A 15,778-nucleotide genomic window follows, 5' to 3' on the forward strand; every position below is an offset into this window, starting at 1 on the left:
GTAAATGACAAAAAAAAAGATTAAAATTCGTTATGTTGTATTGCTGATGTTGTTTGTCATTTTATTGACTCCTTTTGTATTGTGGAAGCTTACTGCAAATAAATATTTAGATATCGTTGTGTTCAATAAAACATTCCCGATCGAAACCCTTGATTCCGGAGAAGTCGCATCATTGGATTACAGTAAACAACGCGGGTTATTTTGGTTAATGGATTATTTAGGAATAAAGCAGCAGGAGACAAGAAAATCATACAACGGTGAAAAAGATTATTATGGGAATTTTCTTTCTGAGGGGAAGTTAGTCAATAAACCACTTCAAAAATTATCAAGCGTGCCGGATGTAATCTATATTTCGGATATGTATGGAACTGGTAATTCTAGAGTCAATGGATTAGAACCTGTAGGTGTTTCCGGGATGACGAAAGAAGAGGTCGGCATTATTGCGACAAGTTATGAAAGAGGAACTACAGTTATCGGTGAATACAATATTGCAGGAGATCCGACAAAAGCAAGCGTTTCGAAGGAATTAGAAGCCATTTTTGGGGTGCAGTACACAGGCTTAGCAGGCAAGTTCTTCTCGGATTTGTCTTCTACAGCTGACGTGCCAAATTGGATTAGAGTTACTTACGAACAGCAATACGGAAAAAAATGGAGTATGACTGGTGCTGGGATTGTAATAGCAGGGAATAATAGAATTGTTGTATTGCAGCGGAATGTTGGCTTTATAGGGCCGTCACTCCAGGTAAACATGTCTGAAGAAAATGCGAATACTTACGGTACTAAGACTGTCAATTATTATAATTGGTTTGAAATTGTTAAGCCTGTTGATCAAGAATCAGTTATTGCTTGGTATGACTTAAACCTCACAGAAGAGGGAGAAAACCAGTTAAAGCCATTTGGTCTTAATCATCGATTTCCTGCTATAATTGCCAATCATGAAAATGATAAGCGATCCTTTTATTTAGCAGGTGACTTTACTGATTATAGAGGGCCGGATAAAATTAAGCAGTTCTTAGGCGCAACCACACTATATCGCTATTTCAGTGTCAATAGTGAAGGGGACACTTCTTACTTTTATTGGAATTTTTATACCCCCTTTATGTCTAAGGTATTGAAAGATGTTAAGCCTTTAGATCATATGATAAGTTTCAAAAATGAGACCGAGGTAGCAAGCGACGGTTCGCAACTTGTATCTAAGATTACGGACAGGCAGTTCTCTGTGTATCGTAATGGTGATTGGAACAAGATGTATGTCAAAGGCGTTGATATCGGCCCAACAGTACCGGGTGTTCCTGATGGAATACTTCCTGATGACCCAGCTTTCTATAGAGATTGGTTTGAGAAGATTGGAGCGATGAACGCAAACACAATTAGAGTGTACACGCTGATGCCTCCTGTATTTTATCGAGCGCTTGATGTTTACAATTTCAATAATCCTGATAAAAAGCTTTATCTATTACAAAATATATCGGTTAACCAGGAGCCACCAGCGGGTAATTACTCAAATATTGAGTATAATTTATCATTTAAGAAAGCAATAGAGAAAACGATTAATGCGATTCATGGTAATGTTACGGTAAATAGTCCTGACAAAGATGATTCTGAGTCTTATATGAATGATGTTTCAGGCTCAGTACTGGGGTATCTGATAGATCCGAACTTAAATCCGGATTATGTCGCAATAACGAATGAAGGAAATACAATGATTGAATATAAAGGTGAGTACGTATCTATCGAAGCAAACGCAACGCAGACTGAAGCATGGTTAGCTTCAATTATAGATAACGTCTACCAGTATGAACAGAAAAACTACGATATGCAGCATCCAATAGCGTTGGTAAGCACTCCGGAATTGGACGGCTTATATCAAAAAATGAACGATTATGTAGTTTCAAAAGCTGGAGTAGTACTGGATATCAATCATTTTGATGTAAGCAATAAAGTAACTAGTGGGTTCTTTGGAGCTTATGATATTTTTCCGGACCAACTAGTTTTTAAAGAAGATGACAGGGAAGACGAAGTGCCTTCCCTTAAAGGATTCAAAGAATATCTAAATGCATTTGTAAAAGCTCAAAACAAGTATCCAATTTTAATTAGTGAATTCGGTATTCCAACAAGTAATGGTTCTACTGAAAAGGTTCAGGGCCAGGGAATCGTGTCTATGTACTCCATTATTAAAGAAAGCGGTGCTATGGGAGGACTAGTATACGAATGGGCAGATGAGTGGGGGAAGAGTAATCAATTTACCTCACCCTATATGATTCCCTATAACCGTGGAATGTTGTGGCACAACATAGTTGATCCTGCTCAAAACTTTGGTATTTTAGCTATGGAGTCTAAAGCCCCTAAAGATTATTCAATGACTTTACGCGGCTCGGATCCATTAAATACATTAGCCTTAAATGCGGATGAGACCTATTTTTACTTAAAAGCTGAATTTTCTAAGATCCCCGATTTTAACAAAAAAAGTATCATGATTTATTTAGATACTATTGACCGTAAGAATGGGGAGTACATGTTGGCGCCTGATGTGAATGAAAATTGGTCAGGAGCCGAGTTCAATATACAAATTATTAATCCGACAAAAGCGGATTTATTGGTTATTCCCAGTTACAACACGAGTAAGGGGACTTACTTTACTTCAATATCTACTACGGGAATATTTGAGAGGATGACGAGACAAGTATCTTCCGAGTATGAAACTAAAGCAGATAAAAGAGTTAAGGCAAAATATGAGGATGTTTCAGCAATAGCCTCAGGTTCTTTTGAAAGCAATACGAACGGTTTTTATGTGGAGGGTAACACTTTGAGCGTAAGAATACCGTGGTCGAAACTGAACTTTACAGATCCATCTAGTCTGCTTGTATTGAATGATGAAAAAAGTAAAGGTGTTATTGAAAATAAGAAAGACGCTCTCACTGTGAGAATGACGGACGGGATTGTCGCTTCCTTGGTTGTTATGAATAAAGAAACGAAACAGGTTGACTATCATTTCCCTGAGAGTGTTACATCGTCGGGATATAAAACCTTCACATGGAATACATGGGATATACCTCAATATGTACAACGAACCAAATCGAGTTATGACATGATTAAGGCGGCTTTCGCAGAATAGAAGCAGGGGGGCATACAATGGAGAACGCATTGTTATTGCTGTGGATTTCGCTTGGATTAACGGTAGCGTTTTTCATAGCTATTGTTTGTACGTGGCTGTACTCATATATGAGCTTGCTAATGGTTAAAAATACAAACATAGCTTTCGAGGGCATATTTGCTATTTTATTAACACCAGATGGAGAGAAGCAGCGGTTCGGTATTAAAAAGCTTCAGCGATACGTGAAAAAAAGTAGAGCGAGAAAAGAGCTGCTCATTAAATTTATTATTCAACAAGGTGATACTTTTATGGTGAATAATCATGCTCGAATCATGTATGTAGTTGAAAAAACAGAGATTGATTCGTTTTTGATGAAATTACTTGCTTCTAAGAGTGCATATAAACAATCTCTTGCCTGTCTGTATATAGGCGAATTAAAAGTTTATTCCATGCAAGAGAGTATGTACACATGTATGACTAGTCAAAATAATGATGTTATTTATAACTTCCTGCTCGCTCTTGCCAAGTTAGGTGATTTAAAGGGGCTGTCGAACAGTCTTCGAACGCAATCTAGCAACATTAATCTTTCGTTCAGAGCAATTATTGAAGTAATAACTGTTTTTAGTGGTTCAAAAGAAGATTTAATAAAAGAAACGATTGAATTGAGTGATGATTATATGAAAGGGGTTTTAATTAAAGCAGCTGCAGATAATGAGTGTAGAGGTTTGACCGAGCACTATGTGAGCTGCTTATATAGTGATAATAAAAATCTAAGAATAGCATGTATTAGGGCTATTTCTGAATTAAAAGACCCAGTTAATGAACACTATGTTAGTGCTATGCTGGAAGATAAAGAATGGGAAGTAAGAGCTGCTGCTGCAAAAGGGTTGGAAAAAATAGGAACTATGAGGAGTTTTGAAGTTCTCAGAAAAGTTGTTCACGATAAGGAATGGTGGGTACGGCAGAATGCAGCGAGTGCGCTAATTTCAATCCCAGGAGGAAGAGAATACGCCAATCAGATCATTAACGGTGATGATCAATATGCTAGTGATGCGATTGTTGGAGTACTGGAAATGGCGACATAGTTCAATTGGAAATATCCAAGAGAGTTGGTAGCAGTTATGTATTATTTTTGGAAATTTATTTTGTATTTCAGTGAGTTTTGTATGTTGTATACGATTGCTATTAATGCATTCTACAATGGACAAATGTTGGTTTCGGTTTTCGAACTGTTTGGCTATTTGAAAAAAATGAAATCATCAGATTATAAAAGATATATTGACTCTAAAAATATGATTCCAATTTCTATTATTGTTCCCTCTTATAATGAGGAGAAGACCATAGTAGATAACATTAAATCTCTGCTTGCATTGAATTATTACGAGTATGAAATTATCATTGTAAATGATGGATCTCAGGATTCAACGCGAGATCGAATTATTAAAGAGTTCGACTTGATTAAAGTGAATCAACCCGTTAAGAAAAGCCTGCAGACCAATGAAATTGTAGGTATATATCGCAATGCAAAATATGAACGACTAATATTGGTAGATAAAATAAATGGGGGTAAGGCAGATGCCCTTAACGCGGGAATTAATGTTTCATCTTACCCAATTTTCGCATGTATTGACGCAGATTCTATTTTGGAAAATGATGCACTAATAAAGCTTACGATGTTATTCGTTGAAAACCCTGAAACGATTGCGGTAGGTGGAATTGTAAGGATTGCTAATGGTTCTGTCATTCAAGACGGAAAATTACTTGAAATGAAAATACCAAAAAGTAAGGTTGCCTCTTTTCAGATCGTAGAATATTTGAGAGCATTTTTAACTGGTCGTACAAGCTTAAGCCGATTAAATTCCATTCTCATTATTTCGGGGGCTTTTGGGGCGTTTAACAAAAGTGTAGTCATTGAATGCGGTGGATATAAGGTTAATACTATTGGTGAAGATATGGATATCATCGTTAAACTGCACCAAAAAATGAGAAGTGAAAAAAGAAAATATAAGATTAAATTTTTAGCAGACCCTATATGCTGGACACAGGCTCCGGAATCGCTTAAGGATCTAAGAGTTCAACGTAGACGTTGGCAAATTGGGTTGTTTGATAATCTTATAGCTTATAGGAAAATGCTGCTTAACCCCAAATACGGTGCAGTTGGAATGCTGACGCTACCATATTATTGGTTGTTTGAATTATTTGGCCCGATTGTTGAATTTTTAGGTTATATATTCATTCCTTTGGCATACTTATTTGGATTACTTGAGTTAAGCAGTTTCCTGATTTATTTTATTGTGGCATTTTTATTGGGTACTACGTTATCAATGGGCAGTATACTTTTGGAACAAATGTCATTCCGTAAATTCACCTCGTTCTCGGACATTATGCGTTTAGTATTATTTGCATTACTTGAAAACCTTGGTTACCGACAGCTTACCATCCTTTTCCGTATTGAAGGGATCTTAAAGTTTAGAAAAGGGCGGAATGCATGGGGAACAATAAAGCGAAAGCAATTTGTATCCAAAGATTTAAACGTATAACGGTAATGGCTTTAAAATAAAGATACACTGAAATGAGACAATATTCTGCAAATGCTAACCAGCAGTGAGTGATTGTTTTTGTGTACTATACAGTGTATTGTGCCATATGAGCCAGAGCGAAAAGCCTTATACATCCGCCATAGGGATGTTTAAGGCTTTTTTTGGTGTGTTAGTAGCTGTTAAGCTTAATTTGCAGCCCGATGGCTGCTAATGGTCCGTATCTCATGATACCGGACATAAAAGCGGCCATATGGCTTGGCGTATGGTCGAGTCCCGATTCAAGCCAATGCCATAATAAGTATGAAGTTAGCGGAAGTTATATAGGCAACAATGTAATCATGCGTTACCGTAGTTTCTAACCTAAGCGAGAAGGGATTGGATTTACTCCTGAACACCGCTGCTGTTTGCTTCCGGCTTTAAAAAGGAGAAGATTCTTGCTGAGGCACAAAAAAGCTCGGTTGCGGAGGCTCCTATAAACGAAAGTTGAGTCGGATTGACCAATCATAGCTAATAAGAAGAGGGTAGCCACTGGCTGCCCTCTTCTTATTAGTGATGTCATTATCGTACGCGAGTATAGTCAATGAAGACCTGATGTTAATTTGTATCTACGTATTCCGCGCGACTTAAGGAAGAACATTGCCTGCTGCGCGATAAATGCCGTACCATTCTTCGCGTGTCAGGTAAATCTCACTTGCCTTGCTGCAATCCTTTAACCGCTCGATGTTCATCGTACCGATAACCGGCTGCATGCGGGCAGGATGGCGCAGAAGCCACGCGATGGCAATCGTCGTATTGCTGACTTCGTATTTCGCCGCGACTTCATCGATCTTGGCATTCAATTCCGGGAACTTCTCGCTGCCCAGGAAAACGCCCTCGAAGAAGCCGTATTGGAATGGCGACCAAGGCTGGATCGTTATGTCGTTCAAACGGCAGAAATCAAGAATGCTGCCGTCCCGGTTAACGGCCGGGTCGTTCTCCATATTCACGTTGAATCCGCTCGAGATCATCGTTGTGTTGGTAATGCTCAGCTGAAGCTGGTTTGCGACAAGCGGCTGCTTGACCGATTTTTTCAGCAGCTGAATTTGCATCGGATTTTGATTCGATACGCCGAAGTGGCGTACTTTGCCGGAGCTTTCAAGAAGATCGAACGCTTCCGCCACTTCTTCCGGCTCAACCAATGTATCCGGACGGTGAAGAAGCAGAACATCCAAGTAATCCGTGTTCAGACGTTTTAGAATACCATCGACCGAATTCAAAATATGCTCTTTGGAGAAGTCGAACATCCCCTGCCGGATGCCGCATTTGGATTGCAGGATGATCTTTTCACGAATATTCTCGTTCATATGGATGGCATCTGCAAAGATCTCCTCGCATTTTCCGCCGCCGTAAATATCAGCATGCTCAAAAAAATTCGCGCCTTGCTCCAGCGCTGTTTGAACAAAGCGCTCCGCCTCCGTTTTGTCGAGTGAATTGATACGCATGCATCCAACTGCAACTACAGGCACGTCCAGCGTGCTAGTTCCAAGCTTTATCGTTCTCATCATTTCATTCCTCCTAAGTATCGGTGCTGCTTTTTATGTAATCGCTTTATTGATTGTCTCACAAAAGCGCTCTGGATTTCAATCTTTATGAACAAAGGCGTATTGTCTTGCAGAATACGGGACGCAAAATCCATGTGGGATTGGCGGTTTTTACTAAAATAAAGAACACTAAATCGAAATACGCCTTGCACTTGTATAATGGACTCCGAATGTCTATAATAGATACTAAGAGTCTATAATAAAAAATGTTTCATTTGGATGAAAGGAGATTCTCATGCAATTTTCCAAAAGCACGGGTTACGCCCTGCATGCATTGATTCAATTAGCATATGCAGAACGAGGTCATAACGTAGGCATCAAGGAACTAGCGGCATCGCTTGGCGTTTCAGAAAGCTACTTGTCCAAGATCATGTCAAAGCTGCGGCAGGATGGCATCGTACGTGCGGTTACGGGTGTGAGCGGCGGTTATGAGCTTGCAAGGGAAGCCGATCAAATTACGTTTCTTGAGGTCATTCAAGTTGTCGAAGGCCGGCAGCATCTATACGACTGCTTTAATATCGATGAGCAGCGCCATCAATTATTTTTTGAAGCGGATGCATTGGATCCACATACGGCTACTCGCACAGCGGGCAAGGAATGTCTGGTTAAAAAAGTAATGAGCGGCGCTGAACGGCAGATGCATGATTACTTGCAGCAGCATACGATCCAATGGGTGCTCGATTCGGCCTCCCATAATCACAACCATGCAGTAAACAAGAAGCCATAAGCTTCTTGCGCTTTAATTATGGATATTAAAGATCCGGGAGGATGATTATAATGAAACAAACGGTTGATGTAGTGATTATTGGGGGCGGACCGGCAGGTTTGAATGCGGCGCTTGTACTCGGCAGGGCAAGAAAAAGCGTGGCGGTTATTGACGAGGGGCGTCCGCGGAACCGGGTTACCCGTGAGACGCACGGTTTTCTTACCCGGGACGGCATCAGCCCCAGTGAATTTCGGCGCATTGCGAAGGAGCAGATAAACGCGTATCCGGCCGTTCAATTTGTGGAGGATGCGGCGATAACGATTACGGGAACCGACGGTCATTTTGAAACCACGACCGCACAAGGAGCAACTTACAGGAGTAAAAAGCTGCTTTTTGCTGTAGGAATGAAGGATCTCCCGCTTGATGTTAACGGACTGAAAGACGTGTATGGCAAAAGCGCCTTTGTTTGCCCCTATTGCGATGGCTGGGAGCTAAGAGACCAACCTCTAGTTTTGATTGTCAAAGGAGCACGAGCGCTTCATTCGGCCAAAATGCTGTCAGGTTGGACGAATCAATATACCATTTGCACCGATGGACCCGATGAATGGACCGATGAAGAGCGTGAGGAGCTTAAGCTGCATAACGTTCCAACGTATGACTCCAAAATCCTGCGTATCGAATCCAGTGAGGGTATGGTGGAGCGGGTTGTGCTCGAGGATGGCACAAGCATTCCATGTACAGGCATTTTCTTCGCGCCGAAGCTTACTGCCGGATCAACTCTGCCGCAATCCTTAGGTTGTAAGATGACGGAAACAGGAACTGTGATCGTCGATGCTTTTGGCAAAACGAATGTACCAGGCGTGTATAGTGCCGGAGATGCGGCAACGGAGCTGTACCAAGCGATTACAGCCGCTTCATTAGGAGCGCTGGCCGGTGTTGGCATAAATGGCGAGCTGCTCACAGAGGCTTGGAATAGCAAGAGCTAGAAAGCGACTGGAATCTATAGCAAATCAGCCCTGACTGGTGTCAGGGCTGATTTTTTTTTGTATACTTTACTCCGCGTCCAAATACTTAGGCTGTCGCTTGAATCTTTTCAGCATTGCTTTTACGGATCCGGACAGCCATTAAAGCTGCAAAGAAGCAAACGAATCCGGCAATAACGAAAGCCTGGGAGTAGCTGCCGAACCAATCGCGCATGACGCCTGCTCCATAGGCGGCCGTGGAGGCACCAATTTGATGGGCGACGACGATCCAGCCGAAGATCATGCCGGATTTTTCTTTACCGAACGTTTCGCTGGCAAGCTTAGCTGTAGGCGGAACGGTTGCGATCCAATCCAAACCGTAGAAAACGGAAAAAACGACGAGCATGGCAGGCGTTGCGTCCAGTGCGTAGGGCAAGAACAGCAGCGACAATCCGCGCAGCCCATAATACCAGAACAGCAGCCAGCGGCTGTCGAACCGGTCGGAGAGCCAGCCGGAAATCGTTGTGCCGAACAAATCAAACAGCCCCATCATGGCGAGCAGACCGGCCGCTGTGACTTCAAGCATGCCATGATCACTACACGCGGCAATAAGATGCGTCCCGATTAAACCATTGGTCGAGAAGCCGCAGAAAAAGAAAGTTCCGGCAAGCAGCCAGAAGGTGGCATTTTTCATAGCGAAACGAAGATTTTGCAAGGGAGTCAGGAACAGATTGCCCTTAAAAATAGCAGGCTTCACTATCTCATCCGATCCGTAAGGTGCTGCACCGACATCGTACGGGTGGTTGCGCATCCAGATTGCAACGGCGATAAGCACGAGCAGAATGCCGGCTACTGCTGTGTAGATGGCGTACCGCCAGCCAAAATCGGCTGTCATTTTGGCGAAAAGCGGAAGGAACAGCAGTTGGCCGGTAGCGGCGCTTGCCGTTAACAAGCCGATGATGAGGCCTTTTCGCTTAACAAACCACAGATTGCTAACCGTAACGCCGAGAACGTTGGCCATCATGCCGGTCGCTAGACCGGAGACAAGTCCCCACAACAGCTCAAACTGCCACAAGGAGTGAATGAACGGCGTTACTGCCAGGCTAGCAGCCAGTACGGTAAGCGAGCTTATGACGACTTTACGGATGCCGTAGCGGAGCAGCAGGGCTGCTGAGAATGGGCCTACCAGCCCGTATAGAAAAATGCCAATGGAGATCACGCTGGAGATGCCGCCTCTGCTCCAACCGAATTCATTCTGAAATGGGATGAGCAGAATGCTTGGTAGCGAGCGGATGCCCGCGGAAACAAGCAAGGTTGCGAAGGTTAGCAGCACGATAACCCATCCATAATAGAAGCGGGACTTTGGTTGGAATCCTTCTGGGTAAGCATTTGTGCTCATCATTCATACATCCTTTCATTTTTGTTTGTACATACAAAATAAAACACAAAAAATTTATTTCTCTAGCTGCTCGCTGCTTTTTTCAAGATCATGAGTCAGTTGTTCTGCTAATTCTTTGCCGAGTATTGCATCATACTTTACTTTTAGCTGCTTGGAGGCTTCGCGAAGGGATGGCTCCAATTCTTTTCCTTTATCCGTCGGATATACAAGAACGGTCTTGCCCTGTACTTTGCGCTCGACAAGCTGCTTACCCGCAAGCTTATCAATAAATCGAGTTAGCGTTGAAGGTGTAATGTACAGCTTCTCTGAGAGCTCTTTCTGAGTAATACCGGGTGTTCCGATGACGAGCCGAATCAGATAACCATAGGCTGGCGTCAGTCCGGTCGTAGCAAAAGCTTCATCCGCCATACGGGTGATGGCACGGCTAAGCCGATTCGTTGTGAAGTACAAGCAATTATGCAGAAACGTTTCGTCCTTAGCAGTTGTTTGCTCTGATGCTGAATTCGATTCCGTTGCCATATATATAGTCCTCCTATAAGGGATGAATGTTGTTTTTGTCTCTGTATTTTGTATGTACAACAAACATAAAAGAAAAGGATTCGAATGTCAATCCCAAATGTTTCGTTTGGCTTTTTCAATTTTACAGCGGGTTGTCGGTTTTTGATTTATTTGGACAACCGTCGTATAGTAGAGGGAATCATAATGAATGGAGATAGTAAACCATGACGGATTTGCCTAATTGCCCGAAATGTAATTCGGAATACACCTATGAGGATGGAAACATGTTGGTTTGCCCGGAATGCAGCCATGAATGGAGTTTAGAGCAGGATACCGCAGCCGGTGAAGCCGACAAAATTGTTAAAGACGCCAATGGCAATGTTTTAAACGATGGTGATACGGTAACGGTTATCAAGGATCTTAAAGTAAAAGGAAGCTCATCTGTATTGAAAATTGGGACCAAAGTAAGAAATATACGCTTAGTTGACGGAGACCATGACATCGATTGCAAAATCGACGGTTTTGGAGCGATGAAGCTAAAGTCCGAATTTGTCAAAAAGGCATAAACACGTTTGCTAACAATCAGTATAATGTGAGTTTTATTTAAAATATAAGAAAGTATAAAATTCAACCTTATACGTTGCTTATATTTCACCGCGAAACGAGCTTTTGCCGCCAAGGACGGCGTCAGCCGTTTACGCTTGTAAATCGTTCAAAATTTTATTCCTACAGTTGTCGCAGATAAAATCGCCCCAAGCTACAGTGTAGTTTGTGCAATAGAAACACTCCTCAATCCTGCACAATTTTTCTACAATGCAGTTACTACAGCAGAATGCATGATTTCTGGCTCAATTATTGCCTTAGAAGACATTTCTATTGTAATTACTGCAGTGTAGACTCTCAAATTTGTGTAATTTCAGGTTTCTATTGTATTTTATACATTAGAATTTGGAAAAGGTTATTTAATACCTAGTATTTAGTATTTGTTAACGCAAATCAGACCGCTATAACTGATCTCCCATTAATCGAAGAGGCTATCTCGACGGGCTTAAGCCTTCGAGGTAGTCTCTTGGATGTTATCTCTTCAGTTCTGCCTCGACTGTTTCGCTTGCTGGAGGAAGCTTCATTCCTTCTTCCCAGATCAGAATGTTTTCATCCCGCGTTCCCAAATAAAGGGCAGTGATTTTTGCGTCTGCGCCATATTTATTTTGATAAACTCCATTGATAAAAGGGTCCTTTGTTTGGTACATGTTAAAAAGTCCAAAAGTAGTGATTGGTTTTTTCTTGATAATAGGCCGGTACGGAATCATATAAAAGTTCCCGTTTTCGTCCATATCGTAGCTAATCTGATTTAAATCATAACCGTCTGTCAGCCGCATATGAAAGGCAATTCGGCCGTCTTTCATTTGGCTGGTGTCCTTCACCTCGATGATATTCGCAGGAACGCGTATAATGTTCCATTCCGTCAAGCCAAAGTAGGCCGAAATGACGATTCCGAGGGATAACGAGGCAAGGGCGCCCCCTTTCAAAAAAGATTTTAATTTGGAACGGCTCCAGTAGGCAGACATCGCTTTTAGAAGATGGCTGTCTTTGCGGTTCATATCGACAGTATTCTGCGGCACTCTCAGCTCGCTTCGCATGTTTTCCCATTCCGATCTGCAGCTGCCGCATGCTGCGAGATGCTCTTCGACCAATTCTGCGCTCTCCCTGCTGCACACGYTATCGATATATAATGGCAATAAATCTTTAATAACCTCACATTTCATCATACCGCTGTTCCTCCTTTAGTGAATCTTGTATTTTTTGTTTAGCGCGGTAAAAGGTGACCCTTGCCCAGCTCTCGGTTTTTTCAAACAGCTGGCTGATCTGAGCAAAGGATAATTCCCCGAATACTCTTAGGGTAAATACTTCTTTATAGGGCTCGTTTAAAAGATGTAACGCTTTATGAATGCTGAGAGCATCATCCTTGTCCAAGAGGGCAGCTTCAACATTGTCGGGGCTTGCTTTTTCAAGTATGCTTTCCGGTTCGAAACGTTTTTGCTTTTCAACGTAGGAAAAGTAGGTGTTTTTGGCTATTTGGCAGAGCCAGACGCTAACTTTGCAATGACCTTTAAAGGAATCAATGCTTTTCAAAGCCTTAAAGAATGTTTCTTGCGTTATTTCCTCGGCAATCATTTCATTTCGGCTCAAAGAAAACACAAATAAATAAATATCTCGGAAATACTCATGATAGATTTCCTCAAAATCGTGCACGCTCTCACTTCCTCACCTATATAAGACCGGAAAGCCTCCGTTTCGTTACAACTATTTCAGAAAAGATTATCAAGCTTTATAGAGCACGGCAAAAAAGATTTAATGTCAGCATCCTAATAAAACACAAAAAACCAGCCAAGCACATCACGTAATGTGCCAGGCTAGTTTTTTTTTACGCTGCCATTATTCAATTCATACGAAGAAGACTTGGGCTCCTAAAATGAGGCCCGGCGCGTACCAGCATGCTAAATGCCGCGTGTATTGCTATGTTCTTTGTTCATAAAGCTTAACAATTTCAATGATAGTATTTACGGCTAACACCATATTATCAGCCGAAACATACTCGAACCGGCCATGATAATTTTCTCCGCCAGTGAAGATATTCGGAGTCGGCAGGCCCATATAGGATAGCTGAGAGCCGTCCGTGCCGCCGCGAATCGGCTCTATAACCGGCGTAATTCCGAGGTTTTCCAGCGCCTGTCTCGCAATATCCACGACTTCCATGACTGGCTCGATTTTTTCTCTCATATTGAAGTATTGGTCTTTGATCTCAAGTGTGATCCGACCTTCGCCGTATTTTTGCCGAAGCTCCTCAACCGCGCGAGCCAGAACCTCTTTTCGCTCGTTAAACCGTTGGCGGTCATGATCGCGAATCAAATAACGAAGCTGAGTTTCCTCGACGTCGCCTTCAATGGAGGTGAGGTGAAAGAACCCTTCGTAGCCCTCGGTCTGCTCTGGTGTTTCTTCAGCAGGCAGCCTTCCGTGCAGCTCCATGGCTATTTTGGCAGAGTGGATCATTTTTCCTTTCGCTGTGCCGGGGTGGACGTTTTTTCCCTTGCAGGTAATGTGGGTCGCTGCGGCGTTGAAGCTCTCGTACTGCAGCTCGCCTAATGGACCGCCATCTAGCGTATAGGCATAAACAGCATCAAAAGCAGTGACGTCGAACCGATGAGGACCCCTGCCGATTTCTTCGTCCGGTGTGAAAGCAACGCGTATTCTGCCGTGCTTTACCTCAGGATGCTGCAGGAGAAAGGCCATAGCAGTAATAATTTCCGCAATTCCGGCTTTATCGTCCGCGCCAAGCAGCGTGGTGCCGTCTGTCGTTATTAGAGTGTGTCCCGCATAACCGGAAAGCTCTGGAAAATCCTTTGGTGAAAGGACGATTTTAAGCTCTTTGTTCAAAATGATATCTTGCCCGTCATAGCCTTCTACGATTTGCGGCTTTACGTTTGTGCCGGTGAAGTCGGTTGCCGTATCGATATGGGCAAGAAAACCGATAGTGGGGATATCTTTATCCGTATTAGAGGGAAGAGTGGCCATTACATAGCCGTTCGCGTCCATCGTAATGTCCTGCATGCCGATGCTTTCGAGCTCTTCAACCAGCTTGCGTGCGAGCACAAGCTGCCCCGGTGTCGAGGGGCAGGTATCGCTGCTCTCATCGGACTGCGTTTCTACTTGTGCATATGAGATAAATCGTTCAATAATCTCCGTTTTCATTGTCATCCCACAACTCCAGTCCAATAGGTTATACAGCAAATTATAATACAAAAAGGACGACATCCCAAATGTGCTGCCGGAAGATTATGGGGTTCGATTCAAGCTGCCTCCATCAGGCTCATAGCTTTTTGAGGCAGCTTCTTTGGTTGTTTCATTACGCGCGTTTTTCAAACGGGGAATCCATTTCCGCCGCAGGAGATAGGGCAATTTGTTTATGTTTGTGAGTCCGATTCTTTGGCCTATGAATAATGAGGGATAGCAGCACGACATTTAGGGGTAGAGTGCCGGGCGGATAAACAAAATAGACTTCCTCCCAATGCGGGGCGAATTTATTTTTATATTCATAAAGGCCTTTAAAGTTATATAGTTTACAACCATACCTGTAGAGCAGCTTGGCAAGCAGATGATCTTTGACATTTGCTAATGGCGCGATCCCAAGACTGCAAACATCATAGCTTTTATCCTTAGCCCACAAGAATAAAGATACGAACAGAACATCCATGGTGCCATGGGGACAAGCATTCGTATACCGCATAAGGTCAACTGTGATTCGCCTGGAAAAGGCGGGTTTATTGGTTGTTTCGCTGTGCGGGCGCTCGCCTGCAATCGAAACAAATGCTTCGTAATGACCATCTGGCCCAACCAAAACGGCAATTGGAAATTGACTGATGTATGATTTTGAGAAAAAACCGACAGAGAAACCTTTCTCTTTACGTTTAGCGAGCCATTCATCTGATATGGCTTGAAGGCGGTTTAGCAGCGAGTTTGAATAAGGAGGCTGCAGCACCTCAAAGGTAAAGCCGTTACGCTGGAATTTATTTATGCGATTGCGCAGTTTAAGCCATTGCTTCCCCTTTAAATGAAAGTTTGCTAATTCTACCTGGGCTTCCTCGCCAACTTTGGCGCTTTTCAAGCCTAAATCATGATAGAGGGGAAGGTAGGCTGATTTCGTTTGGTAAAATACAGGAATTTTTTTATCTTTCTTGCAGCTCGCGATAAACTGTTCAATGAGTAATTTCACAGAGCTAGGCTTACCGAGCGGGTCTCCAAGCACAATTCTACGGTTTCCGATAGAACGATAAACAAGCAGAGATTCATATTTGGAATCCCAGAACCATTCCTTATCGTTCAGGTAATATAAATGAGAGTGCGAATGATGACCGCAGCTTTTTAGCAGGCTTTTAAGGCGTTTTTCTGAAAGGTTATCGATCATTTAAAAAATCCTCCAAATAGGCAACGACTAAGCAGG

General features: G+C 42.7%; 13 protein-coding genes. 6 read left to right on the forward strand and 7 right to left on the reverse strand.

Going from position 1 to position 15,778, the window contains the following annotated elements; genetic code table 11:
* Positions 1-4: 4 nt before the first annotated feature.
* The 3 genes from AC1DLI_RS24215 to AC1DLI_RS24225 all read left to right on the forward strand — a co-directional run bounded on the left by AC1DLI_RS24215 (position 5) and on the right by AC1DLI_RS24225 (position 5,634).
* On the forward strand, positions 5-3,115 hold the full coding sequence (locus AC1DLI_RS24215) for a hypothetical protein (protein WP_477607041.1): 3,111 nt from the start codon (positions 5-7) through the stop codon (positions 3,113-3,115).
* 17 nt (positions 3,116-3,132) lie between these two features.
* Positions 3,133-4,179, forward strand: coding sequence for a HEAT repeat domain-containing protein (locus tag AC1DLI_RS24220; RefSeq protein ID WP_477607042.1), 1,047 nt, complete (start codon positions 3,133-3,135; stop codon positions 4,177-4,179).
* Positions 4,180-4,260: 81 nt separating this feature from the next.
* Complete coding sequence (locus tag AC1DLI_RS24225) at positions 4,261-5,634, forward strand: glycosyltransferase family 2 protein (RefSeq protein ID WP_477607043.1); 1,374 nt, start codon at positions 4,261-4,263, stop codon at positions 5,632-5,634.
* A 623-nt stretch (positions 5,635-6,257) separates the two neighbouring features.
* Here AC1DLI_RS24225 and AC1DLI_RS24230 read toward each other — a convergent pair.
* Entirely contained in the window at positions 6,258-7,175 is a 918-nt protein-coding gene (locus tag AC1DLI_RS24230; protein WP_477607087.1) for an aldo/keto reductase, read from the reverse strand.
* A gap of 274 nt (positions 7,176-7,449) precedes the next feature.
* Between AC1DLI_RS24230 and AC1DLI_RS24235 the strand changes: the two genes are divergently transcribed.
* Positions 7,450-7,941, forward strand: coding sequence for an RrF2 family transcriptional regulator (locus AC1DLI_RS24235; RefSeq protein WP_477607044.1), 492 nt, complete (start codon positions 7,450-7,452; stop codon positions 7,939-7,941).
* A 50-nt stretch (positions 7,942-7,991) separates the two neighbouring features.
* A complete protein-coding gene (locus AC1DLI_RS24240) occupies positions 7,992-8,906 on the forward strand; it encodes an NAD(P)/FAD-dependent oxidoreductase (protein WP_477607045.1) in 915 nt (304 codons plus the stop codon).
* 85 nt (positions 8,907-8,991) lie between these two features.
* Here the strand turns inward: AC1DLI_RS24240 and AC1DLI_RS24245 are convergent, their stop codons facing one another.
* Complete coding sequence (locus tag AC1DLI_RS24245; protein WP_477607046.1) at positions 8,992-10,281, reverse strand: MFS transporter; 1,290 nt, start codon at positions 10,279-10,281, stop codon at positions 8,992-8,994.
* Positions 10,282-10,335: 54 nt separating this feature from the next.
* Complete coding sequence (locus AC1DLI_RS24250; protein ID WP_477607047.1) at positions 10,336-10,800, reverse strand: MarR family winged helix-turn-helix transcriptional regulator; 465 nt, start codon at positions 10,798-10,800, stop codon at positions 10,336-10,338.
* Positions 10,801-11,003: 203 nt separating this feature from the next.
* Here AC1DLI_RS24250 and AC1DLI_RS24255 point away from each other — a divergent pair, with 203 nt between their 5' ends.
* Positions 11,004-11,345, forward strand: coding sequence for a zinc ribbon domain-containing protein YjdM (locus AC1DLI_RS24255; protein ID WP_477607048.1), 342 nt, complete (start codon positions 11,004-11,006; stop codon positions 11,343-11,345).
* A gap of 510 nt (positions 11,346-11,855) precedes the next feature.
* Here AC1DLI_RS24255 and AC1DLI_RS24260 read toward each other — a convergent pair.
* The 4 genes from AC1DLI_RS24260 to AC1DLI_RS24275 all read right to left on the reverse strand — a co-directional run bounded on the left by AC1DLI_RS24260 (position 11,856) and on the right by AC1DLI_RS24275 (position 15,742).
* A complete protein-coding gene (locus AC1DLI_RS24260; protein WP_477607049.1) occupies positions 11,856-12,548 on the reverse strand; it encodes a zf-HC2 domain-containing protein in 693 nt (230 codons plus the stop codon).
* Entirely contained in the window at positions 12,535-13,032 is a 498-nt protein-coding gene (locus tag AC1DLI_RS24265) for an RNA polymerase sigma factor (protein ID WP_477607050.1), read from the reverse strand. The genes AC1DLI_RS24260 and AC1DLI_RS24265 overlap by 14 nt, the downstream gene beginning before the upstream one ends.
* A 264-nt stretch (positions 13,033-13,296) precedes the next feature.
* Entirely contained in the window at positions 13,297-14,529 is a 1,233-nt protein-coding gene (gene pepT / locus AC1DLI_RS24270; RefSeq protein WP_477607088.1) for a peptidase T, read from the reverse strand.
* Positions 14,530-14,683: 154 nt separating this feature from the next.
* Positions 14,684-15,742 carry a phosphatidylglycerol lysyltransferase domain-containing protein gene (locus AC1DLI_RS24275; RefSeq protein WP_477607051.1) on the reverse strand — a complete coding sequence of 353 codons (1,059 nt, stop codon included), beginning with the start codon at positions 15,740-15,742 and terminating at the stop codon, positions 14,684-14,686.
* Between the last annotated feature and the right edge of the window lie 36 nt (positions 15,743-15,778).

This window comes from Paenibacillus sp. 01T443, from assembly GCF_056398325.1.